This is a genomic window from Haloquadratum walsbyi J07HQW2, from assembly GCF_000415985.1.
GTDB lineage: Archaea > Halobacteriota > Halobacteria > Halobacteriales > Haloferacaceae > Haloquadratum > Haloquadratum walsbyi_B.
The window spans coordinates 2,158,918-2,181,158 of record NZ_KE356561.1 but is presented as its reverse complement, the minus strand read 5'-3'; the positions used below and the strand labels follow the sequence as shown (position 1 = coordinate 2,181,158).

Sequence of the window (22,241 nt, the reverse complement as noted above, 5' to 3'; positions counted from 1 at the left end):
GTTTTTTCGCAAACTTGGATGTGACGTCGTAACAGTGAATGCAACGCCGGATGGTCATTTTCCCGGTCGTCCATCTGAACCAATCGCTTCGAATCTCACCGCCCTTCGCTCGCTTGTAACCGCCTCAGGCGCTGACGTTGGCATTGCACATGATGGTGATGCTGATCGTGCTGTCTTTATTGATGAACAAGGGCAACAGATATCCGGGGAGGCATCACTTGCTGCACTTGCTGCAGCCGAACTCGATAGCAATAGTGCGACCGTTGCTGCGGTAAATGTTTCACAGCGACTTGTTGATGTTTGCAATCGTGTGGATGCTACATTGGAGTTGACCCCGATTGGGTCAACAAATATCATTACGAAAATTCGAGAACTGCAGACAGCGGATATATCAGTGCCAATCGCTGGCGAAGGTAATGGCGGGGTCTTTTTTCCAAACTTCCGACTAGTTCGTGATGGAGCGTATATCGCCGCCAAATTTCTCCGGTTGATATGTGATCAACCGGCCAGCAGCATCATTGAGCCGTACACTGAATACGCAAATGTTCGGACTAATATCGAATATGATTCTGAGGAAGGACTAGAGGCGTTGATGATGAGCGCTCAGGAGTTTGCAGAGGAAGCAGATGTAACGCCGAACACAGTTGATGGGTATCGGCTTGATTATGGCGACGCATGGGTGCTCATTCGACCATCAGGAACAGAACCAGTAGTGCGAGTATACACAGAAGCAGATAAAAAATCACGAGCACAGAAGCTTGCTGATGCGGCTGCGAACAAACTCTATGATGCTGTCGATGATGTCAGATGATATTAGTTACTCTCTTTATCTAACGAGGTACTTAGCAGTTGCAGTATCTGTGCTACGGTGGTCGGTATCGTATACTGGACACTAGTTATTCGATATGTGACTGCGTTTCTGCGAGCGCTTCCGTGAGCCGGTCACGAGCCTCAATAAGCATATCACGTTCATCAGCCATCGTCCCAGTGCGGAGTCGTTCACGTTCATTTGCGCTCAGATCAGTCTGTGCGCGAAGAGCGGTTCGAAGCCGGTCGTATGAATCCTCATAGCTTTGATCTCGAATCGCTCGAAGGTGAGCAATCGTTTCCTCACTGGCAAATCGTCCCAGTATCGATATTGCCTCACCACTAAATTGACGAAGTGTCCCAGCAGTCGGTGGAGGTCGTTCGATAATGAGTGGATCTGCGTCAAGACGCTCAAGAAAGGTCTGATGTACCGCAACTGTCGTTTGTAGCAGCGCTGGATCTGTTGCATAGTGATCAAGTTTGGAGCCAGAGTATGATGCAAATTCCAATACTGTTGGAATCGACTCATTAGCATCAGGGCTCTCGCGGGCAAATCGTCTGAGATCAGGTGGAGGTGATTGAAATGCAACAAGTGGAAACAAATCAGCATATTCAAGAAAATCGATGACTGCTGCGACCGATGCCGTTGTGATAAATTCATTGAATTCTGAGCGAAGTTGATCATTATACGCCTTAATCGGGTCTAATAATTGCTCAACGGGAGAATCGAAATCAACATCTGCAAATGAGAGCGCCTCATTGTGCATATCAATTGCGTCATTGATCTTGCGACGATGGAGTGTAACGTTTCGGCGGGCAGTCTTAATTTCCTCTGTTATCTGATTATATGACTCAAGCTGCTCAATATATTTCTTTGCTGGGGCGAGGTCCTCGCGGGCGGACGCGAAATCACCTTCACTAAGTCGGCGAGAGTCGAGTCGGTCCGCAGCAGTCTCAAATGCCTCACGAGCCGGGAGTTCATCAGGTAACTCCTCAACGCAGCCAAGAAACTTATTTTGAAATTCAACATATGCTTGAAAATCGCCTGTTCCAGTCGCTGAGTCAATATATTTATCAAGAAGTCCTGTTGCCCGACGATATGCGTCTGCTGTTTCAACAACAGCATCATGTCCCGTGTTATCGATTTGTGTTGTAATGGTCTCATATCGCTCTGCGGCATCTTGTAATTCTATAAGAACCGATTCGGTGGTATCAAGTAAATCGATTACCGCACCAGAAGCGTCATTATCAAGACCGATAGCAGACATATGTATCTCCTTTGTTATTCATAGACGCTCTCTGGATCAAAAACACGGTTAATAACCTCCGTTCCATCGAGAGTGCGGTAGAAACATGATTGATGACCTGTATGGCACGCTCCTCCAGTCTGCTCAACAAGATATAATATAGTATCGGCATCACAGTCGGCACGAATCTCACAAATGCGCTGTGTATGACCACTTGTTTCGCCTTTCTTCCAAAGTTCCTCTCGACTGCGAGAGTAATAATGCGCCTGCCCGGTCTCACGTGTTCGCTTGAGTGCTGTTGGTGAGACATATGCAAGCATTAATACCTCACCAGAATCAGCATCCTGCGCAATGGCGGGCACGAGTCCATCTGAGTTGAATGTGATCTCAATCTCAGCGTCAATTTTATTTCCGTTCACAGCATCATCAGCCATCGAATCAATATGAGATGATTGTGGCCGATATGTCTTGCGTCCAAGCGCTCTATGCGACATTTAGATATTGTCTATCAATTAGTATCAACTAGGTGGAGAAGGCGACGATATGCTCACCAGTATCGTCATAGAGAGCCGATCATCGAAGTCTGATGTTTTCGACTCTACTGCTATTTGACAATTAGCATCCGTATTCAGTGAGTCGGAGAAGAACTCAGTGGGGAGATCAGCGCTACAACTAATCAAGACTTAGTAATCCAAACAGTATATCGCTGTAAATAAAGCCAATAATAGTGTCAAAACAGGTTGTGACAAGAAATGACTGGGGAAACCCACACTGTCTGTCGGTCGGGCGTTGAAACTAACGTCAGTGTGTTTCGAAGTTGCGTTGTTAAACTTCCATACGCACGGTGGTCGACCCCATCAAGAAACCTGGTGGCACCCCGCAGATCTGTTGAATCAGCTGAAGCAGAGTCCGTTGAATCAGAGAGGCTCAGATCTGCGTGAGATTCAGCAGGCATATTTCCTGATAGTAAATAATCTGATTCGATGCCGACAGCACCATCAGTTGGAGTGTGTGTTTGAACAATGCTCGCAGGGTCGCGATGTGTTATGAGCGAATCACGGATTGCACTGAGTGTTGTACCACGCCATCGGAGATACATCCGGAGCGCATCAAGATCAAGATCAATTCCATTTCGTGTGATACAGTCTGAGGTTCAACCAGACATCCGTGTTCGTGTTCAAGATTATCGATATTGACCGGTCGGGCAAAAAGTGCAACCGGGAACTGCCATACTCTTTTGCGGATATTCTGAAGAATCAGAGTAATTGGATATACGGCGGTAAGCAGTACTGTGTTCGTGAGAATTGTTGATGAGAACACACTCAGCGGAGCTGTTAGTGGAGGAAATGTCAACCCCGAAAGCTGATACATTGGGACTGTCGAAATAGAGATTGCAAGTGTCATCAGCGCTTTGGCATCTGCACCGCCGAGCCAGAGACCGTTGCAAGTGGAATAATCAAGAAATTGATACTACCGCGAACAATGAATATGGTAGTGATTGGGCTATAATTGACATCCTCCTCCGCGTAAACGCGGAGGAATCCTGAGTGTGAGTGTGAGCGGTGGAGATTTCAATTTTAGGGTTACAGTTCCACCGAACCCCAGTACGGTGAGAATCCGTGTGGGGTTCACGGACTGTCACGGGTAGAGTGAGTGGACTGCTGACGATGGGAGTGCCAAGCCCAGCCCCGTCCCCGGGACTCCACTCCACTCCTATCCTCTCGTCCATCGTGTTCGGACTCCCACAGTTGGTTGTGCCGTTGGGAGTCCGGCAGACTTCGACAGACTTGGAGTTACTTTCTGTGGTGCTTCCAGCAGTCGGGCAAGGCACTGCATCGGTTCATTATAGGAACCGACCGTTCACCAGACTGGGTCCGATTACTGTCTCATTACTTGGGGCGGACAGGGCAGGCCGCCATCGTAATCGGAGGACTGGCGGAAATCACTCTGTTCTGAGCCTGATTCCTATCGGTATGTACTGTTGCCTGTCAGTTTCAGTTGCGGATTGTCAATCTCACCGCAACTATCGCCGGGGAGATTACCTCCGAGTTGTCGGATTCAGCCTGTCCTGTCCTGTCCTGCGGCTGAAGCCGCAGGGATTCTCCTTGACCCTTATAAACCCAAATCTTGTAAAGTATGCTGAGCTATCCCAAATAACAAGAATCATAGCCAGAATAACAAGCAGTGGTCAGACGTGCGAGGAGAGACGACGAGTTCTCACATCATGCCATGCAGCACATATGAGAATCAAGATGATAGATAATCGAAAGAGATCCGAGATACTAGCAATCATATTGAAATCGAGAGAGATATTATATTGTAGTTTCCGTCTTTCTGATCATGCAGAGCAAGGAAAGTGCGCGTCTTTATTCACGAGATGATGTCAATGCGGATGCATTCAGACACACCGAATCAGACCGATTAAGAATAATCGCTTCCAACAATATCACGAATACGTCCTGCAGTGACAGCACCAACGCCATCGACTTCCGTAAGCTCATTTTCACTCGCTATCATCACAGCCTCAACAGTACCAAAGAAATCAAGTAATGACTGTGCGGTAACAGGACCTATATCAGCAATCGAAGAGACAACATACTCTTGTTGTTCTTGTAATGTCTTCGCGCTTTTTTCTCCGTGCACACTTATACTCCGATCACGTGAGGTTTGTTCGCGGGTTGCAATTGTCTCAAGCATATCCGCAGTATCACTGTCATCACGCGTCTGAACGATACTCAGATCAAAGTCAACAGCAAGCGATGCGAGTGCACCTTGGATCGCACGTGGCTCGATATTTCGCTCTGAATACAGTGCTGTCAGCTCTCCTTCAAGCATAAGAACTGGCCGTCGATAGGCTCGAACGAGGTCACCGGTCTGTTCGAACAATGATCGATCGGTATCAAGCAACGTATCGAGAAAATCAGTTGTTGATTTTCGCTCAACAGCAACACGGTCTGAAAGCACATAATCACCGACGGCGAGCGTTTCCAGGCGCGTCTGAACGGCATTACGAGTTGAGAGGCTCTTTGGGACTGCTGAGTCAAGCTCACGCTGGTCAACGACGATTTCAATAGTATCCTTATCGGTATCAACGTCCGGTGTTGGAGGAGATTTGGAGACATCGGTATTCGTATCAGTGTCTGTAGATCCCGTGTCGTTGTTTTTTTCCTCGGCTGATTGCGTTTTGCTGTCCGTACTCGGAACTTCTGCATCACTAGGAGCAAAGTCTGTGATCCCTGATTGATTGTCTTCGTCAGAATTCATCACCCCTTGCGTGGACACATCAGAATCTGGCTTTGTAGTCGTATCTGCACCTGTATTCGACGCTTTCGTATCCATTTCGGTCGACTGATCATGGTTGTATGTTGTCAGTTCTTCTTGTGGCGGAACAATTGATGATTCAATAGTATCAACAGATTGCTTAAGCGAGCGTAATTCAGATTCCATCTTCTTTTCGCGTCGCCGTGAAATCCAAAAGTATGCTTCATCCCGCGTGTCCTCAGCAAGAAGAACAACGACGCGTCCCTCGGTCTGTCGACCTGTTCGACCCTTTCGCTGTATTGATCGGATCGCCGTTGGAACTGGTTCAAAAAAGAGTACAAGGTCGACCTCAGGAACGTCAAGTCCCTCTTCGGCGACTGACGTTGAGACGAGTACCTCAAATTCACCTGCACGAAATGCTTCAAGTGTTTCCTGTTGTTGACGTTGGGTCATGCCGTCAGAACGACCGGTGTCATTCTGTCCAACGAATCGTTGAACATCAAATGAAGCTGAAAGGAATTCTGTGAGTGCCTCAACTGTATCTCGTGATTCGGTAAATATAATTACGCGTTCACCGCCCTCAATACCGAGTGTTTGTGCAAGAAGGATTCGGGTGTGAGAAAACTTTGGATGCGTCCCATCAAATGACTCTGCAAGTTGCATTGATTGGCGAACCTTCGGTTCAGCAACAAGTCGCTGACTAGCTTTTGAGGCCCCTGATGACTGTGCCGCATTGCGTTGGCGTTCGAAATACTGACGAACGGATTCAACTGATTGCGTCTCAACGAGTTCGACAGCGCGGCGTAATTTCATGACCTCTGCATGTGTCGACATCCCAGCATAGCCATCTGAGTTGTCGGCGTCGATCAGTTTCTGCAACTTCCCTCTTATTTTATTCAATTGTTTTTGTGAGACATCAGGCTGAGTTGTGCTTGAGACACCAAGAGATTTCAGTTGTTGAAGTCGGTCACGAATAACATCATTGAGTGCATCTCGAATCTGGATGATATCATCAGGAAGTTCAATACGCTCCCACTCAACGTCGGTGGTGTATGTATATTCATCCACATCCGCATCACCTTCTGTCATCACCTCAACGGCTGAGACTCCGATATTGTTACATACGGTCACGATTTCTTCCTTATCGCCACCTGGAGAGGCGCTCATGCCTGTCACACGTGGATTAGTGGCATCATCGTGATATCGTCCTGCGATGTATACGTATGCATACTTACCGGTTGCTCGATGACACTCATCAAACGTCAAATGTGTGACTGAGTCGAGCGAAATCCGATTGCCAATAAGGTCATTTTCAATCACCTGTGGGGTTGCAATAACAATTTGTGCATCATCCCAGAGTGTTTCTCTTTTATGAGGAGGTATCTCTCCCGTGAATACAACAATATCCTCATCAGGAATGGTAAGCGCATTGCGATAAAATTCGATATGTTGACGGACAAGCGGTTTTGTCGGGGCAAGGAATAGTGCAGTGCCACCGACAGAGTTGAGTCGACTCGCTGTGACAAGTAGGCTGACAGTTGTTTTGCCAAGCCCTGTCGGGAGACAGACAAGAGTATCCGTTTCGCGAGCAGTTTCTGCGAGTTGAAGTTGATACAGTCGTTGCTCGATAAACGACGAAACAAGAAGCGGATGGTCCACATACGCGGGATCATCGGTGGCAGCCATCAATAGGGTATATATCAAGGAACAATTAACAGTTATCGGTTAAACGTATATTCGATGCTAATTGATATAGTCGGAGCTGAACATCTCACCAGATTGCCTGCACCCGGTCCATCCACGACACAATGACGACATGTGGAGCAGTAAGTGCTGCAATGCCAACTAAGTACAACGCAGCAAGGGATTCAATATCATCTGGTGGGCGCGGGACGAGAATGTATAATCCAAGGAAAAACAGGAGCGCAACGGCAGTGAGGGGTGCTGCATCACGAGTAAACCGCCGGATGGCAGGGCTAATTTGCGCTGAGTTGAGCGCTTGCCGGGATGGTTGATCAACAATCGCAACTCGGGCGATGTGACGAAGTGAGTGCCAGACACAGAAATAAACACCAACGGCGAAAATAGGTGGGAGAGTGATGAAGAAGACCCACAATAATCCGAGTTCACCGGCATCAATAAGATATGGACGAACGGTCGCCCCAGTGTAAACACGCCATGCACCGACCACAATAGTCGTCGCAGTGAGACCGACGAGAATAGCGGTAACGCCGCTACGAACCGGCGATGAGAACAGGAATCCAATTGATATGATGTCTATGCTGAAAAGCTCGATAAAGGCAACGAGGACGCGTTGATATGATGCTGGATGTGTAATAAGTGGAACGAGCATCGGCATCGCTCCTCGAGTGATAACCGAGAGTGCTCGTTCAGATCGAGTTGGAAGATGATCAGCATCAAGAAATGATAAAAGTGCATAGATGTCACCCTGTCCCCAGTGAAATAATGTCATGAATACAAATACAATGGCAGCACTGGTCGGGGCAAGGAACCACCAGCCAAGGTATATACCACCAATGATGAAGTATAATCCACCAACGGACAGCATCGATCTAATCGTAACTGTTGCATTAGCTGTTCGTGCCGGAACAAGATGATCAACGGCACCATGTGGTAATCCGAATAGAAGAAGACTCAGAGCAAATGGAAGATAACGCAACTGCGGCGAGAGAGCCGTAATAAGCGGTGCAAGGAGAATGCATCCTATCAGCATGAGCCAGACGGGAATGAAGATACTGCGCCCAAGTGTTTGCCGAGCGGTATTCGAGAGTGATTCAGTTACAGCCACTCACTGGACACCTCCGGTCCAATAGCATTTGGATGATGATGCCAGTAATCAATAATCCACTCAAATAGAATTAATCCATATGCGATGAGTATATTTGTTATAAGAAAGAATATGGCTTCTTCAATGGGGAGATCAAAAAGATCAATACCACTTGAGTATTGATCAGAGATTGTCCAGACACCAAGCGCAATGGCGATGCTATCAATCATCCATAAATATACTGTCGGGACGGCAACAGCAAGCGACCACTCACGCCATCGTCGAGCAAGATATCCACCACCAACAGCCCACTGAAGTGCCACAACCGGGCAAGCCCACACGAGAATTGCACCCAAATAAAATCCAGATTCGACTGTGAGAAGCATGGCACCAACGATAGCAAATCCAAGCCATCCAAGAGCACCGATTATTCGAGGTTTGCGATGAAAATCCCCATGACGGTATGTGGCATCAGGGGCAAGTGTTGTGACCCAAAGTCCGGTTAAAATCGGCTGAAGAATGAAGAATAGGTACTCACCAACCGGTGCCTTCCAGATGCGGGCAAATATATCATCCTGACCATACCACCACACGCCACGTTGGATTAGATAATTATCCCACGGTGTTGTGTATATCAGCGCGACGATAGTCATGAGTACGATTCCGACACGGACGGCTCGACGAGTCGGGATCGTCCCGAAGGCAAGGAGATACGCAAGTGGCGGGAATGTAAATAGAACATGAAATCCCGCATACGAGAGTCCGCTCACAGGTGGGTAATATAGTAACGGCAATTACGGATATGATGCATGAGTAAAATGTGAGTGGTTTGGACATAAATGTAGTGTTACCTGATGAGTCCGATTGAAATATATAAAATGATATTACTGATGTGCGCAGCATATATTAGTTAATATATTGAAATTGGGAGTTTCCTTCCGGTATACTAGAATACGCTTACCAGAGTATGCTGATTCCACTGATGTGGCTTTTATATCGCAATTAGTGAACAATCGTTATGTCAAATCTTTTATTATTTAGATATTCATCAGAGCAGGATTGCCGAAAGACGAATAATCAACGATTGATAGAATGGTATTTCTCATAATTTCACAATACTGAGGGATCAATCCTGACGAAGCATAGCGATCCGCCATAGCATATAAATCATGAGAGAATAGAATAGTATGTGGGTATGGCGACACCAGGCTCAGAAGCGACCTGGCTGTGGGTTGGATTCATCGGAATGCTACTCGGAACAGTATACTTTGCCGTACAAGGTCGAGGATCAACTGATCCGGAGCAACAAACTTATTATATTATCACAACGATAATTCCAGCGATTGCAGCGGCTGCATATCTTGCGATGGCGACAGGACTAGGTGTCATCTCGATGCCTATAAGAGGAGCTGCGGGCGTTGATATTTATTGGGCACGATATGCCGACTGGCTATTGACAACTCCACTTTTGATAATTGATCTAGCATTGGTTGCAGGTGTAAGAAAGCGGATGATTTACAAGCTGCTCGTCATCGATGTGATCATGATCCTCGGTGGACTCGCCGGTTCGATGATGCAACAGGGTGCTGTTATCAGAATTGCATGGTGGGCGGTGAGCACTGCGGCATTTATCATTTTGTTATATTACCTACTCGGTGAGTTTTCAAGACGTGCGAGAAACCGATCAACTGCGACTGGTGTAGTATTTAGGCGACTTCGTAATATTACACTCGGGCTGTGGGCATTGTATCCGCTTGTGTGGATTCTCGGAACGGGCGGTGGCTTTGGGATGATTACTATCACGACAGAAATAATGCTATATGTTGTCCTCGATATTGGGACAAAAGTCGGGTTCGGTGCTGTCTTACTTAATAGTCAGGACATTCTTCAGACCGCCGATCATCCTACATCAAAGGGCGATATCAAGTCACAGTGACGTTCGCGTCGGATGCAAGCCATAACTCACTTCAGTTTTATTATCATAGGCTAACTATTGTGACCCCAGATTAGCTACATGTGTTTAATAAACGTGAGCAGTGAACATGCAGCCTCAGTCGCACCACCAATCATGGCATGATTAATCATATCCCCTATATGCGATAATATTTAGACGATCTGTTCGCCGTCATCGTCGTACACTTCAATTGCATCAACTGGACAGACACGAGCAGCAAACTTTGCTTCGAATTCCGCATCCTCAGGAACCTCACGCTCAAATATTCCATCTTCAACTTCCTCAGCCTCAACTAGATCAGCTTTTCCAGCGTTCATATTTTTCTCGAATGCGTCCCACTCATTGACGCATTGAAACATCCCGATACACGTTTCGCGATTGTATCTGATTCGCATATATCCTATCGGCGATGTAGTAGTATAGTGATAACGCTGTCAGGCACGTGAGAAAACGAACTCAACATACTGATCTCTTTCTAAATCCTGTTTCATTCGAATCAAGGATCAGTGTTCATGTTATATATTGCATTTGTAATGAATGATTCGCATACTACCAATCTATCAAAAATAGAGAGTAGAGTACAAACAGCACGGTTCGATGTGCGAAAATCACATCAAAACTATCAGTAGTCTGTCAGCGACCATCTCAACAGGACTATCTAAGATATCATCAATCATAGATACCGAATTGAAAGAATAGTCGCTAGTCACGCTGTGACGTGAAATAATATAAGATACCAGGCCGATACTGACAGCGCTAGTATTTGTGGAAAATACGTCCACAATCAGCGCATTTTATTTTTGCACTGCGGAAGAATGGATTTGATTTGATAACTGGACCATGACAATCTGGACAAACACCGGTCGCATCGCCACTTGCAACTCGTGCTGAAAGATCTAATACGAGGTCTTCAAGCTCCTCAATCCGGTCACCTTGTTCTTTAACAGTGTCCTGAAGCGCCTCGACAGATGCCTCTTGTTCAGCCGCCGCTTCGATATCAAGCGTTGTTTCCGGTTCAGCTTCAGCTTCGGCTTCATCTTCAGCCTCTACTGTAGTGTCTGTCTGTGTCGTTTCCTCTTCGGATTCAATTTCTGTCGTCTCATCTCCGCTCATAATTCTTTCATGATTGATAACTGACCGCGGGTTCAGCCTCGATATTTGATAGTGCTCACTTTATTCCACATATGTGAGTTGTTTCAGTCTCGTAGTTTCAGTCTGCAACTTTATTGTGTGTATCAATCAAATTTGGTGTGTACTAGACTTAAAATTTGTTGCTGGGTCGGCGAATATTGTTAAGTGTGAGGAGCACATACTGACTATTGCAATGTCTCAGCTGGCGCTACAGATGAGCAGTCTCGGAGTAGAAGGCGAGGGCATATGGTTAGCCCTCGGAACGATCGGAATGTTGCTTGGGATGCTTTACTTCATGGCTGACGGATGGGATGTGCAGGATCCCCGTCAGAAGGAGTTTTATGTCATCACAATCCTCATTCCGGGAATCGCAGCTGCATCGTATCTATCGATGTTCTTTGGCTTCGGATTGACCGAAGTGACACTAGAAACCGGTCGTGTTGTTGACGTGTATTGGGCACGATATGCCGATTGGCTATTCACAACACCACTGCTTCTGCTTGACGTCGGTCTTCTCGCTGGTGCAAGTCAGCGTGATATCGGTGCGCTTGTTGGTATCGACGCGTTCATGATCGTAACCGGTCTTACCGCAACACTAGTTAAACTCCCTGTTGCTCGGTACGCCTTCTGGACGATCAGCACCGTCGCGATGGTGTTCCTCCTGTACTACCTAGTTGCCGTCTTCGGTGAGGCAGTTAATGATGCAGATGAGGATACGCAATCAACATTCAATGCACTTCGGAATATCATTCTTGTAACGTGGGCAATATACCCGGTTGCATGGCTTGTTGGAACTGAAGGGCTTGCACTCACCGGTCTTTATGGTGAAACGCTTCTCTTCATGGTTCTTGATCTGGTCTCAAAGATTGGATTTGGATTTATCCTCCTACGCAGTCGAGCCATTATTGGCGGTGGCAGCGAGCCAACGCCGTCTGCACAAGAAACTGCTGCAGACTAGCGACAGGCTGACGCTAATAATCCGCGAGTGCAAATATTGGTGGTGCCACATGTTTTCGTGGCTTTCACTGATACGAAGTCTCGATTCACTCCGAGTATAGCTTTTCAATTTTTTTATATCCGTTGTATAATCATATAAACAGCACAGCCTAACTAGATAAGATAGTGATTATCCATTGAGGCGAGTGCAGTGATTGATGCAATTGCACTAGTTATCCATGTTCTTGTAGATCAATATACTCGGTGCGCCATCTCAGAGGAACATAAGAGTATAGCGAGTAGTTTCAAGTGTATATGAATATATACTGTAATTGTTGGCTATCAAATGACCATGGATCAAAGTGATGGTGAAGCGGAACTCGCACCAGAATCATTAAATCAGCGAGCACTTACCGGATTAGTTTTCTCCGTGATCGTTGGCATTGGAGGATTATTCGCGTTGCCAGTAATTCAAACGATTCTTCAGTTGGAATTCTTTCCGGCGTTTACTGTTGTGCTCCTGATAGAACTGATTGCGACAGCCGGTGTTGTTCTATCAATGTTCCAACTACATCAGAAACAACAGTTTGGACAGGAGCGAGCATGAATAACCGACATTAATGCAGAATCTAGACACAGTTGTTCGTATGTTTAGGATTGGGTATCATTAAACGAGGCATATCGCTCTCTTGCGGTTGCAGATAATGATGGTCCAATGCGGTCGAGTGCAGCATCAACGTGGCGGCGGTGAATGCGCACAGCCTCAAGCGATTCAACACCTGCTGGAGTCGCATCCGGTGGAGTCGTCTGAATTGATTTCGTGTCCTCAGCTGCATCAGATTCGGCTGCACCGAGATGTTCCTCAAGCGCGAGCAGACTCGCTTCCTGTAGGACAGCACTAATATCGCTTCCAGAATATCCATCAGTTTTTTTTGCGATTTCATCAATATCGAGTGGCTCAGTCGGTCGATCGCGGGTATGAATACGGATAATTTCCTGACGAGCCTCAGGACCTGGAAGTGGAACCTCGACAACACGGTCAAATCGCCCAGGTCGGGTAAGTGCATCATCAATACGATCAGGGCGGTTTGTTGCACCAATAACAGTGACTTGCTCACGAGGATGAAGACCATCAAGCTCAGTCAATAGCTGTGATACAACGCGCTCTGTGGCGGAGGCACCATCACCTGCGCGGGCGGACCCAAGTGCATCAACCTCATCAAAGAAGACAACCGCTGGTGAACTATCTCTCGCACGAGTGAATAACTGTCGAACACGGCGTTCACTCTCGCCAACATATTTGTTGAGGAGTTCTGGACCATCAACAGTCAAGAAGTTTGCATCTGTTGTTGATGCAACTGCACGTGCCAGCATTGTTTTTCCAGTTCCTGGTGGTCCATATAGCAAAATCCCAGCAGGCGCATCAACGCCAAGTCGAGAAAGTGCCTCCGGATACTGAAGTGGCCATTCAACCGCCCGAGTGAGCTCGCGCTTTGGTGCTGCAAGTCCACCAATATCCTCAAATGTCGTTGAAGGAACAGAGCCGGTTGTTTCAGCAGCACTCGGTGTCGTTTCAGTAATCGCTATCTCAATATCCGGTGGAAGAATCCTGAATTCTGTCTGTTTGTTATCTTCGGTATCGTATCGAGCAAGTGCGGCTTCAATTGCACGTGCACGCAAATTAATTATATCAGCTGCAACATATCCAAGCGTCTGCTCAGCAACAGCAGTATAATCGATACGAGAGACAATCGGTGTATCATTGAATAGAATCGAAATAATCGCTGCACGGTCTTCTGGGGTTGGAGCAGTAACTGAAATTATCCGTGAGAGACGACCGCCACGGGTGAAAACCGGATCGATAGCATCTGCATCAGTACATTCAGCAACAACAGTTGCCGAATCAAGTTGTAGCGTTTTTTCAATCCATGCCCCAATCTGACGGGCAATTGCATCGTCATCCTCGCCAATTATCTCAAGATTGTCGATGAGAACAATTGTTGATGTTGAGTTACCGGTTGTAATCGCCGCTGTATGTGAGGCAAGTTCATCAGTGATATTGGATGGCGATTCTGAGGCGAGTGCTGTACAGTCAATTGTTCGAATTGTTGCATCGGCATACCACGCGCTGTGGCGGATAAGATGCGTCTTGCCAACACCAGATTGTCCCTCAATAAGCACACCTGAGGCTGCCGAACGATCATCGACATGGTATGTATCGGCGTGTATCAGCGGATCTGCGATAGTACGCCGACAGGCTTCAATGATATCATCATAGCCACCGATTCCTGCTGGTGGAATCGGGACTTGTTGCGGAGGCGTTGCGTTAGATGCCGGACCAGAGTCTAGTTGGAGTTCCGTCTTTTCTGTGATAGCAACAGGACCGTCTGGACGCGTTTTAGTGATACGAACTGGCAGCTCAAGAGATCCGTCAAGAAATACAGTTGGGATAGTGTCACCACAGACAAGCGGTCGGGTGTCGAGTGCCTGACGGACTGTCCGCTCGCCCCCGCTAATCGATAGTTCAGCGACTGGAGCGACGGTGAGTTGATATGCAGGCGAGACGGTGGTTGGCTCAACAGTCACGACATGATCAGTCTGGGAGTTTTGATCTGAATCTACAGCTCCGTTTGTATCGCTAGAGATATCAAGTGCTGCTGCAAGATTTGACGATACAATAATCGTCTCAGGACTAACCGTCGAGTCAGGACGAACTACCGCAGCGGTCATTCGACCATTGTTTGTCCGAAGTCGGACCACATCCGAATCTAACGGAGACGTGGAATCATCGACCGTGCTGTCCGCGGTGTCGCGTGCGCGAGCAGTCGAATCAATCAGCGGCCACCTGAGACGAACCGTATCGGGCGGGAGTTCCGAATCAATGGTAACTGTTGCGGCAACGCGTTTCATTAGTTACTGCTCATGCTATCAGGATATGGACTTCCATGGAGAAGGTACCGAACACCGCCGAATGCAAAGACTGCAACAGGACCTGCAAAGATTGTCAAATACATCGTCGTACCAACGGCATATCCGATAATATTTCCGAGAGCCATTACAACGGCGGCTGAAACGAGTGGAAGTCTGTCTCTAGGGTCTATCGATACCATGGAGTTTAATTGGTTCTTATTGAGAGACGAGACGGATTATAGTTGTTGTCCGTTTGGGCTCAACGAGGACATGAAGTCTTCAGTTTTTATCGAACGTATTTGATTAGCGATAGAGATGGGGTAACCAAAGATCGTTCCGATAACATGAAGCCGTCAACATCTATATGACTGCAATCATATCAGCAATTATGACAGATGATACGTCACAGCAGTCAACCATACGGACAGACGGAGGAACGTCGTCTATTGAGATTGGATTTCCAGCGGTTGCATTTGGATTACATGCAATCGTTGCACTTGCGCTTGTTCCATTTGCATGGGATGCTTTGCAAGCAGGGAACCTCCCACTTGTAGGGTCGTTAACGCTGTTATCGACACTGATTCTCATATTGGGAGTGGTGGTGCGGCGAATCGCAAAGCGGCGATTTTAACACTAACAAGGCTAAGTTCTCCTCCTCAAGAAGTCAGCTTCGCTGACGAATATGGAAGGGATACAGCCGTCCGATTATCACAACTATATCCTACTACAAATATATAATAATCTTGACAATCAAGCATATAATTGGATAGAATACCACCGCTCAGAGCACAAAGTGACCAAAACAATCTTCAACTACAGTGTACATCCAGAAAGCAAACATACCTACAATAGTGCTTTGGAATACGATTCAGATTGGGCGACAGGTATACGACCAAACCCTCACACAACAGCGCAAACCAGCATCACAGTGCGACAAACCGTCGTACACGACGATGCAGAACAAGCCCCCAGAATGGAAGGACAAGTGGACAGAGTCGAAAGGTGTCTATCCAAAACACTACAAATGGCTGTTAGACGTATCAAAATAACTGAGCCGGCTCTGGATGGACTGAAAGAACGTGGATATGATGTAGATGTAGGTGAGGTTAAGAACTCAAGTGGAAAGCACCATGAGAATACCGTAGCATCACGCACAACCAGTCTGGCTTTGACGTGGACAGTAACACGGAATCGACTGGGCATGCTATCGTTAACTTCTGGAATGTCAGTGATTTCCACTTAGATTATCACCGACCACTCAGAACACAGCAAAACCAAGCCGGTGAAATAAAGAAAGTCGTATTTAAAAACGAGAAAATAGGCGAACAGGTCATCTGTATAATAGTCGGACACGAAGCAAAATACCCAGAGCCACCAGCGATAGAAGAAATTGAACCTGAGGACACGGTGGGAATCGACATTGGTATGACAAAGTTCATTAACGATTCTGACGGGCGAACATTCGCTCCGCTTGACGGAAAGAAAGATAGAGAGCAGATTGAAACCCGTCATCGAGACATTTCTCGAAAAGAACACAAGTCAGACAATTGGAATAAGACTCAGCAAGACTTGGCGAGAGTGTACGAGCAATTAAACAATCATCGTGAAAAACTCGCATCGTGGTATACTCAAGAGTATGATGTCGTGTTTCTTGGGGATTTGAATGTCGGGTCGATGATGAGACAGATCGGTACCAGTCGGAATATCGCCTCAATGTCGTGATATAAGCTAATCCAAGCGTCTGAACGCTACGGTGAGAGCAACGGGTGTCACGTCATGAAAGTCCCGCCTGAGGAAACGACAAAACGATGTGCGAAGTGCGGTGGCGAATCGGACAAGCTATTATGGGTTCAAGAGCATTCCTGTCCGTCGTGTGATTACGAAACAAACAGAGATCAAAATGTTTCAATAGAAGCTCAGCGTCTTGGATTGGAAGAATTGGGGGTGGGTTTCGAATGTAGGGCTGGGACAGTCCGAATCAGAACATCTGTCGGAGACTGGAATATCTGAGGGGACCCGTCATCGGGACGAGTTGGTTTCAAATTCCGTCGTTGAAACAGAAACTATAATTTCAGAGCACGGAAGCCCTGTCCTCACCGGAGTGATAGCGGAGTAGGTCAGGGTAGTTCACTTCACTCAAGAGACGTTGGTAGATGCTATGGCGATCAACCAGAAATACATGTGATATCGAGGGGTCGTTTTATTCATTGTAATAGATCTATTACGCCTGTCAGGTATCTACGTGATATAATCAATCGAATTCTATTGAGTTGCATCGGATGACCAACAATGATTAATTGACAGTAATGCCAATAAACAGTAATGGAACCTGACGACGTCTCCGGATTGCCCCCGGGCGTCTCTGACAAACTTCGTGCAGAGGGCGTCACAGAGTTGTATCCACCACAAGAGTCAGCCGTCAACACAGGGCTGACCGATGGTGAGAGCCTTGTTGCATCGGTCCCGACCGCCTCAGGAAAGACGCTTATTGCTGAATTAGCAATGTTAGCGGCGATTGAACGTGGTGAGACAGCACTATATATCGTCCCGCTACGTGCGCTTGCTTCAGAGAAACGAACTGAGTTTGAGCGTTGGGAAGAATTCGGTGTCGATATTGGTGTCTCAACCGGAAATTACGATTCCAGTGGTGAATGGCTAGCTTCGCGAGATATTATTGTAGCAACATCTGAAAAGGTTGATTCACTTATTCGCAATGATGCGCCGTGGATCGATCAGTTAGGGTGTGTTGTTTCTGATGAGGTTCATCTTGTCAATGACCGAACGCGTGGACCAACGCTTGAGGTGACACTTGGAAAGCTCCGCCAGCGAAACAGTGATTTGCAAGTCGTTGCACTTTCGGCGACGATTGGAAATGCGGACGCTATTGCTAATTGGCTAGATGCATCGCTCGTCGATACAGACTGGCGTCCAATCGAGTTGCAGATGGGTGTTCATTATGGAAATGCGATTACGTTCAACGATGATAGCCAACAACCCGTTCCAGTTGAGAGTGGAGAACGACAGACACCGGCTCTTGTCGCGGATACGCTTGCAGGTGATGATGAGGATGACCAGGGATCGACGCTTGTCTTCGTCAATTCACGACGAAATGCTGAATCCGCTGCGAAACGACTTTGTGAGGTTACAGCACCAGTCTTGACAACTGAAGAACGAGCATCATTAGCAGAGATCGCGGCGTCAATTCGAGGCGTTTCAGATACTGAAACGAGCGAAACACTTGCAACGTGTGTTGAAGAGGGAGCTGCATTTCATCATGCTGGACTTGCAGCAGAGCACCGATCGCTTGTTGAGGATGCCTTCCGAGATCGACAGCTCAAATGCATTGCTGCAACACCGACACTCGCTGCGGGTGTCAACACACCCAGTCGTCGTGTTATTGTCCGTGATTGGCGGCGCTATGACAGTGAGTACGGTGGAATGAAACCACTTGATACACTCGAAGTTCACCAGATGATGGGACGAGCAGGTCGACCTGGTCTTGATCCATACGGGGAGGCAGTGTTGCTCGCTGGAGATAATGATACACGTGATGAACTATTTGATCGATATATCGATGCAGATCTCGAGTCGGTGCGCTCAAAACTTGCCTCTGAACCTGCACTTCGAACACATGTGCTCGCAACAATTGCAACCGGGTTTGCACGAAGTCGAACAGAACTTCTCGCCTTTCTGAAGAAGACATTATATGCAACACAGACGGACACAAATGGACGGTTGAAAACGGTTACAGACACTGTTCTTGAATATCTCAAACGTAATGAATTTATTACAGAGGATGATGAAACCCTCTCAGCAACCGGACTTGGTCATACCGTTTCGCGATTGTATCTCGATCCGATGAGTGCTGCAACGATTATCGATGGATTACAATGGGCTGCAAAAAACGAAACTGTACAAGTTAATGCTCTCAGTGATAGATCAACAGAGCATGCAGCCGATGGGTTTCAGCCAGCGAGTGAATTCGCTAAATCGGCAGGTGATACTGTGCATGAAGATGGTGATGAGCCAGCAGTAACGTATCCAACGGCATTTGGGTTGTATCAGCTCGTTTGTCGGACACCTGATATGTATGAATTGTATCTCAAGTCAGGTGATAAAGAGCGTTTTAGTCAGGTCTGCTATGAGCGTGAAGCTGAACTGCTCGAACGGACACCGTCTGAGTATGATGATGTTCGATTCGAGTCATGGTTATCGGCATTGAAGACCGGACGACTTCTCGAAGATTGGGCGGATGAGATATCTGAAGATCAAATCACAGAACGATATGATGTCGGACCCGGCGATATCAGGGGGAAAGTTGACACAGCGAGTTGGCTTCTTGGAGCGGCAGAACAGTTAGCTGGCGAACTTGGAATGAAGACGAAGCCGATTGCTGATGCTCGACGGCGTGTCGAGGACGGAGTTAAAGAAGAATTACTTGATCTTGTTGATGTCCGTGGTATCGGACGAAAGCGTGCCCGAAGGCTCTATGATTCTGGAATTGAAGATAGTGCAGCTCTTCGAACCGCTGAAAAAGGGATTGTGCTTCGGGCACTTCGTGGTCGGCGAAAGACGGCTGAGCGCATTCTTGAGAACGCTGGACGTTCGGATACTTCGATGGATGACATTGATGAGGCGCCTGGAGACTCAATTAATGCAGACGCAGATGGCGGGGCGAATGCGAACGTGGCTGAAGCCACAGCAGAGACCCAACAGAATCGCGATGTTGATGATGACAGTGGAAATCAGGCTGGACTTGGTGATTTTTCGTGAAATTCGTCTGTGGTGAGGTAGCGATTGATGATGTCAATAGGTTTGTCTCAGATATCGATACGATTGAAGAGATGGCAAATGTAGCAATACAGGTATTCGACGCTCGATACATTGTAGATCGGCAACATATTGAGCGGGCTGTTGAGTGTGCTGACCGCGCTCGACGCCGGGATAATAACATTGCTCGAGAACGCTCAGTTGAGATTTTACTGTACGCAGCGGGTCGACGTCAGATTACGGATGCACTTGATATCGGCGTCTCGACCGGTCTGAACCGTATTGTAGTAGTTATTACTGGTGATGATGAAACTGGAGCCGCAGATTCTATCGAATCGAGCGTAGTTGATGATCTTGATACTGAGGTGCTTGGGTCATACGACCCTGATCTGGTACAGTCATATTTCGATATTACTGCCAGTGAAATTGATACTGTCAGTGGTGACATTGAATCGATCGTCCTCGAGCGTGTTGCACTACTCGCTGTTGAGCGTTAAATATTATATATACAATCACCCTCTTGTTTCGATTGGAAGATCCGATTATATTTTATTGTGACCGGTTGTCATTCGGCTTTTGATTCGAGTCGAAATAATACTTCTGAGAACCATATTAAAAATGCCGAATCAACGCAGACAGGTAGCTGAATCCAAATATCTGTGATATGGATATATTGTAGTTATTCTGTGAAAATGAATGTTGAAAGTAGTCCCACCAAGATTCGAACTTGGGTCATTGCCCCCAGAAGGCAACAGGATTGGCCACTACCCCACGGGACTATTTCAATCATGAGTAATACTGGATTCTATATGAGTGTTGCGAAGCATTGAGTGATGCCGATACGATAGTAATATCAGTACATATTATTACACCGATTATCAATTGATAGTATGTACCTCGGTCGCTTCGTTATCATTGGGGAGAGAACCGCTGTATATCGGGTTTCATCGCGGTCATATCCAAATCGACAAATTATCTCTCGAGATGATAGATTGACCGTCGTTCCTACCTCAGAGGCACCACAAACTGATAGTCCATACATATCATACAATTGTATACGACAAGGCGGAGAGAGAGTTGTTATTGGGAACGGGTCACATGTTGATCCAATCGCAGAGAAGCTTGATCGAGGATATCCAACTAGAGATGCTCTCGCAGAAGCATTGTTAGCACTCGATTATGAGAAAGATGATTATAATACACCCCGGATCGCCGGAGTGCTCGGATCATCCGCATATGTGGGAATCATCCGTCAAGATGCGCTTATTATCAAATCAGTCTCAGAACCGACGCTTGTGAGTACATATGAAGCGGATGCCCCAACAAGAGCAGAATTATCACTCGAAAATGATGTTGAGGAGATTGCACAAAACGCATATGAATTAGAGTATGAACATCCGGTATGTGCTGCTGCAGTTACGCGTCAGAGTGAAACGGGGGATGTTGAGACTAACATCTACAATGGCAATTAACATACGCGCTAGGATAATGCAATACGCACAGAGCATGGAGCCTCAATTCTCATTATCACTCATTGTAATTATCTATTTAATTCACGCCTGATGATACGGATGTGACATCGTATAGCTACCAAATTTATTATTTTATGATACAACTGTTCGATAACTTATCGTATTTATTATGTGATTAGTATCACAGAGACCATTATTATAATTTCAGCGTTGGCAAGGCATTTTTGACTCATTAACTACAGAGTTATGTATGCGTATTGGGGTGATTTCAGATATCCACGCTAATAAGATAGCATTTGATGCGGTGCTTGCCGCAATGCCTCCAGTTGATCAAATCGTATGTGCTGGGGATGTAGTTGGGTATAATCCATGGCCTACAGCATGTATTAATAGAATTCGACAGGAGTCGATTCCAGCGGTAATGGGTAATCATGACCGCGCCGTTTCAGCAGGGACACAGTTTCGGTTTGGCGGTCAAGCAGCTGCCGGCGTTGAGTATACCATGACACAGCTTGATTCAGACGCGATTGAATGGTTAGGAGGTCGACCTACAACACGGACACTTCTTGATAATCGGGTGAAGATTGTCCATGGGCATCCAGATGATCCTGATCGGTATACGTATCCATCTGAATTTACTCAGTCAATGCTCGATACTGAAGAGGTGCTCATTACAGGGCATACACACGTCCAAGGACATAAAATATTCAATGATGGCATTGTCATGAATCCCGGAAGCGTCGGTCAGCCACGTGATGGAGACCCGGACGCCGCGTTCTCAGTTGTCGATCTTGACGATTGGTCGGTGAAACAACAGCGGGTGAGTTATGATATTGATGCTGTCGTCGAATCCGTTAGGGAAACAACGTTGCCTGACCAAATTGGCGAGCGTCTATATGATGGGCGGTAAAATGACTCAGTGAGCATAATACACTGAAATTCCTGATCACCCGCACTTTTCGATA

The 22,241-nt window shown here is 46.8% G+C and carries 21 protein-coding genes, 1 tRNA gene and 1 pseudogene; 12 read left to right on the top strand and 11 right to left on the bottom strand.

Annotated elements, in window-relative coordinates:
• Window positions 1-811 (top strand): annotated as a pseudogene (locus J07HQW2_RS18465) (phosphoglucosamine mutase); the annotation flags it as partial.
• A gap of 85 nt (window positions 812-896) precedes the next feature.
• Here J07HQW2_RS18465 and J07HQW2_RS10210 read toward each other — a convergent pair.
• The 6 genes from J07HQW2_RS10210 to J07HQW2_RS10185 all read right to left on the bottom strand — a co-directional run bounded on the left by J07HQW2_RS10210 (window position 897) and on the right by J07HQW2_RS10185 (window position 8,873).
• On the bottom strand, window positions 897-2,075 hold the full coding sequence (locus tag J07HQW2_RS10210; protein ID WP_021055421.1) for a DUF7118 family protein: 1,179 nt from the start codon (window positions 2,073-2,075) through the stop codon (window positions 897-899).
• 14 nt (window positions 2,076-2,089) lie between these two features.
• On the bottom strand, window positions 2,090-2,488 hold the full coding sequence (gene hisI, locus J07HQW2_RS10205; RefSeq protein ID WP_303704074.1) for a phosphoribosyl-AMP cyclohydrolase: 399 nt from the start codon (window positions 2,486-2,488) through the stop codon (window positions 2,090-2,092).
• Window positions 2,489-2,784: 296 nt separating this feature from the next.
• Window positions 2,785-3,153, bottom strand: coding sequence for a hypothetical protein (locus tag J07HQW2_RS18460; protein ID WP_021055419.1), 369 nt, complete (start codon window positions 3,151-3,153; stop codon window positions 2,785-2,787).
• A gap of 1,322 nt (window positions 3,154-4,475) precedes the next feature.
• Window positions 4,476-7,001 (bottom strand): DEAD/DEAH box helicase, encoded by a 2,526-nt coding sequence (locus J07HQW2_RS10195; protein WP_021055416.1) that lies wholly within the window; start codon window positions 6,999-7,001, stop codon window positions 4,476-4,478.
• 85 nt (window positions 7,002-7,086) lie between these two features.
• Complete coding sequence (locus tag J07HQW2_RS10190; protein WP_021055415.1) at window positions 7,087-8,124, bottom strand: Brp/Blh family beta-carotene 15,15'-dioxygenase; 1,038 nt, start codon at window positions 8,122-8,124, stop codon at window positions 7,087-7,089.
• Window positions 8,115-8,873, bottom strand: coding sequence for a lycopene cyclase domain-containing protein (locus J07HQW2_RS10185; RefSeq protein WP_021055414.1), 759 nt, complete (start codon window positions 8,871-8,873; stop codon window positions 8,115-8,117). Before J07HQW2_RS10185 ends, J07HQW2_RS10190 begins: the two co-directional genes overlap by 10 nt.
• A gap of 425 nt (window positions 8,874-9,298) precedes the next feature.
• Here J07HQW2_RS10185 and J07HQW2_RS10180 point away from each other — a divergent pair, with 425 nt between their 5' ends.
• Entirely contained in the window at window positions 9,299-10,039 is a 741-nt protein-coding gene (locus tag J07HQW2_RS10180) for a bacteriorhodopsin (RefSeq protein ID WP_021055413.1), read from the top strand.
• A gap of 170 nt (window positions 10,040-10,209) precedes the next feature.
• On the opposite strand, the gene J07HQW2_RS10175 is transcribed toward J07HQW2_RS10180, so the two are convergent.
• Complete coding sequence (locus tag J07HQW2_RS10175; protein WP_021055412.1) at window positions 10,210-10,452, bottom strand: ferredoxin; 243 nt, start codon at window positions 10,450-10,452, stop codon at window positions 10,210-10,212.
• Window positions 10,453-10,813: 361 nt separating this feature from the next.
• Window positions 10,814-11,170 (bottom strand): hypothetical protein, encoded by a 357-nt coding sequence (locus J07HQW2_RS10170; protein ID WP_021055411.1) that lies wholly within the window; start codon window positions 11,168-11,170, stop codon window positions 10,814-10,816.
• A 211-nt stretch (window positions 11,171-11,381) separates the two neighbouring features.
• Between J07HQW2_RS10170 and J07HQW2_RS10165 the strand changes: the two genes are divergently transcribed.
• Both J07HQW2_RS10165 and J07HQW2_RS10160 read left to right on the top strand, forming a co-directional pair.
• Entirely contained in the window at window positions 11,382-12,146 is a 765-nt protein-coding gene (locus J07HQW2_RS10165) for a bacteriorhodopsin (RefSeq protein WP_394324612.1), read from the top strand.
• Between the two features lie 330 nt (window positions 12,147-12,476).
• The gene (locus tag J07HQW2_RS10160; protein ID WP_303704072.1) at window positions 12,477-12,731 is read left to right on the top strand and encodes a hypothetical protein; all 255 of its coding nucleotides are present in this window, start codon (window positions 12,477-12,479) and stop codon (window positions 12,729-12,731) included.
• Between the two features lie 44 nt (window positions 12,732-12,775).
• On the opposite strand, the gene J07HQW2_RS10155 is transcribed toward J07HQW2_RS10160, so the two are convergent.
• Together J07HQW2_RS10155 and J07HQW2_RS10150 are read right to left on the bottom strand one after the other, a co-directional pair.
• Entirely contained in the window at window positions 12,776-15,034 is a 2,259-nt protein-coding gene (locus tag J07HQW2_RS10155; protein ID WP_021055408.1) for an AAA family ATPase, read from the bottom strand.
• On the bottom strand, window positions 15,034-15,180 hold the full coding sequence (locus J07HQW2_RS10150; RefSeq protein WP_303704071.1) for a hypothetical protein: 147 nt from the start codon (window positions 15,178-15,180) through the stop codon (window positions 15,034-15,036). The genes J07HQW2_RS10155 and J07HQW2_RS10150 overlap by 1 nt, the downstream gene beginning before the upstream one ends.
• Window positions 15,181-15,422: 242 nt before the next feature.
• Here J07HQW2_RS10150 and J07HQW2_RS10145 point away from each other — a divergent pair, with 242 nt between their 5' ends.
• The 6 genes from J07HQW2_RS10145 to cgi121 all read left to right on the top strand — a co-directional run bounded on the left by J07HQW2_RS10145 (window position 15,423) and on the right by cgi121 (window position 20,301).
• The gene (locus J07HQW2_RS10145) at window positions 15,423-15,665 is read left to right on the top strand and encodes a hypothetical protein (RefSeq protein WP_021055406.1); all 243 of its coding nucleotides are present in this window, start codon (window positions 15,423-15,425) and stop codon (window positions 15,663-15,665) included.
• Window positions 15,666-15,885: 220 nt separating this feature from the next.
• On the top strand, window positions 15,886-16,083 hold the full coding sequence (locus J07HQW2_RS18455; protein WP_303704070.1) for a hypothetical protein: 198 nt from the start codon (window positions 15,886-15,888) through the stop codon (window positions 16,081-16,083).
• Between the two features lie 124 nt (window positions 16,084-16,207).
• Window positions 16,208-16,756, top strand: a complete 549-nt coding sequence (locus tag J07HQW2_RS18450; protein WP_021055405.1) for a transposase — start codon at window positions 16,208-16,210, stop codon at window positions 16,754-16,756.
• A gap of 54 nt (window positions 16,757-16,810) precedes the next feature.
• Window positions 16,811-17,044 (top strand): zinc ribbon domain-containing protein, encoded by a 234-nt coding sequence (locus tag J07HQW2_RS20015; protein WP_021055404.1) that lies wholly within the window; start codon window positions 16,811-16,813, stop codon window positions 17,042-17,044.
• Window positions 17,045-17,356: 312 nt separating this feature from the next.
• On the top strand, window positions 17,357-19,807 hold the full coding sequence (locus J07HQW2_RS10135; RefSeq protein WP_021055403.1) for an ATP-dependent DNA helicase: 2,451 nt from the start codon (window positions 17,357-17,359) through the stop codon (window positions 19,805-19,807).
• Window positions 19,804-20,301 (top strand): KEOPS complex subunit Cgi121, encoded by a 498-nt coding sequence (gene cgi121 / locus J07HQW2_RS10130; protein ID WP_021055402.1) that lies wholly within the window; start codon window positions 19,804-19,806, stop codon window positions 20,299-20,301. Before J07HQW2_RS10135 ends, cgi121 begins: the two co-directional genes overlap by 4 nt.
• Window positions 20,302-20,510: 209 nt before the next feature.
• Here the strand turns inward: cgi121 and J07HQW2_RS10125 are convergent.
• Window positions 20,511-20,583, bottom strand: a tRNA-Gln gene (locus J07HQW2_RS10125).
• Window positions 20,584-20,694: 111 nt separating this feature from the next.
• Between J07HQW2_RS10125 and J07HQW2_RS10120 the strand changes: the two genes are divergently transcribed.
• Window positions 20,695-21,276, top strand: coding sequence for an IMP cyclohydrolase (locus tag J07HQW2_RS10120; RefSeq protein WP_021055401.1), 582 nt, complete (start codon window positions 20,695-20,697; stop codon window positions 21,274-21,276).
• Window positions 21,277-21,526: 250 nt separating this feature from the next.
• The gene (locus tag J07HQW2_RS10115; protein WP_021055400.1) at window positions 21,527-22,186 is read left to right on the top strand and encodes a metallophosphoesterase family protein; all 660 of its coding nucleotides are present in this window, start codon (window positions 21,527-21,529) and stop codon (window positions 22,184-22,186) included.
• Window positions 22,187-22,241 lie beyond the last annotated feature (55 nt).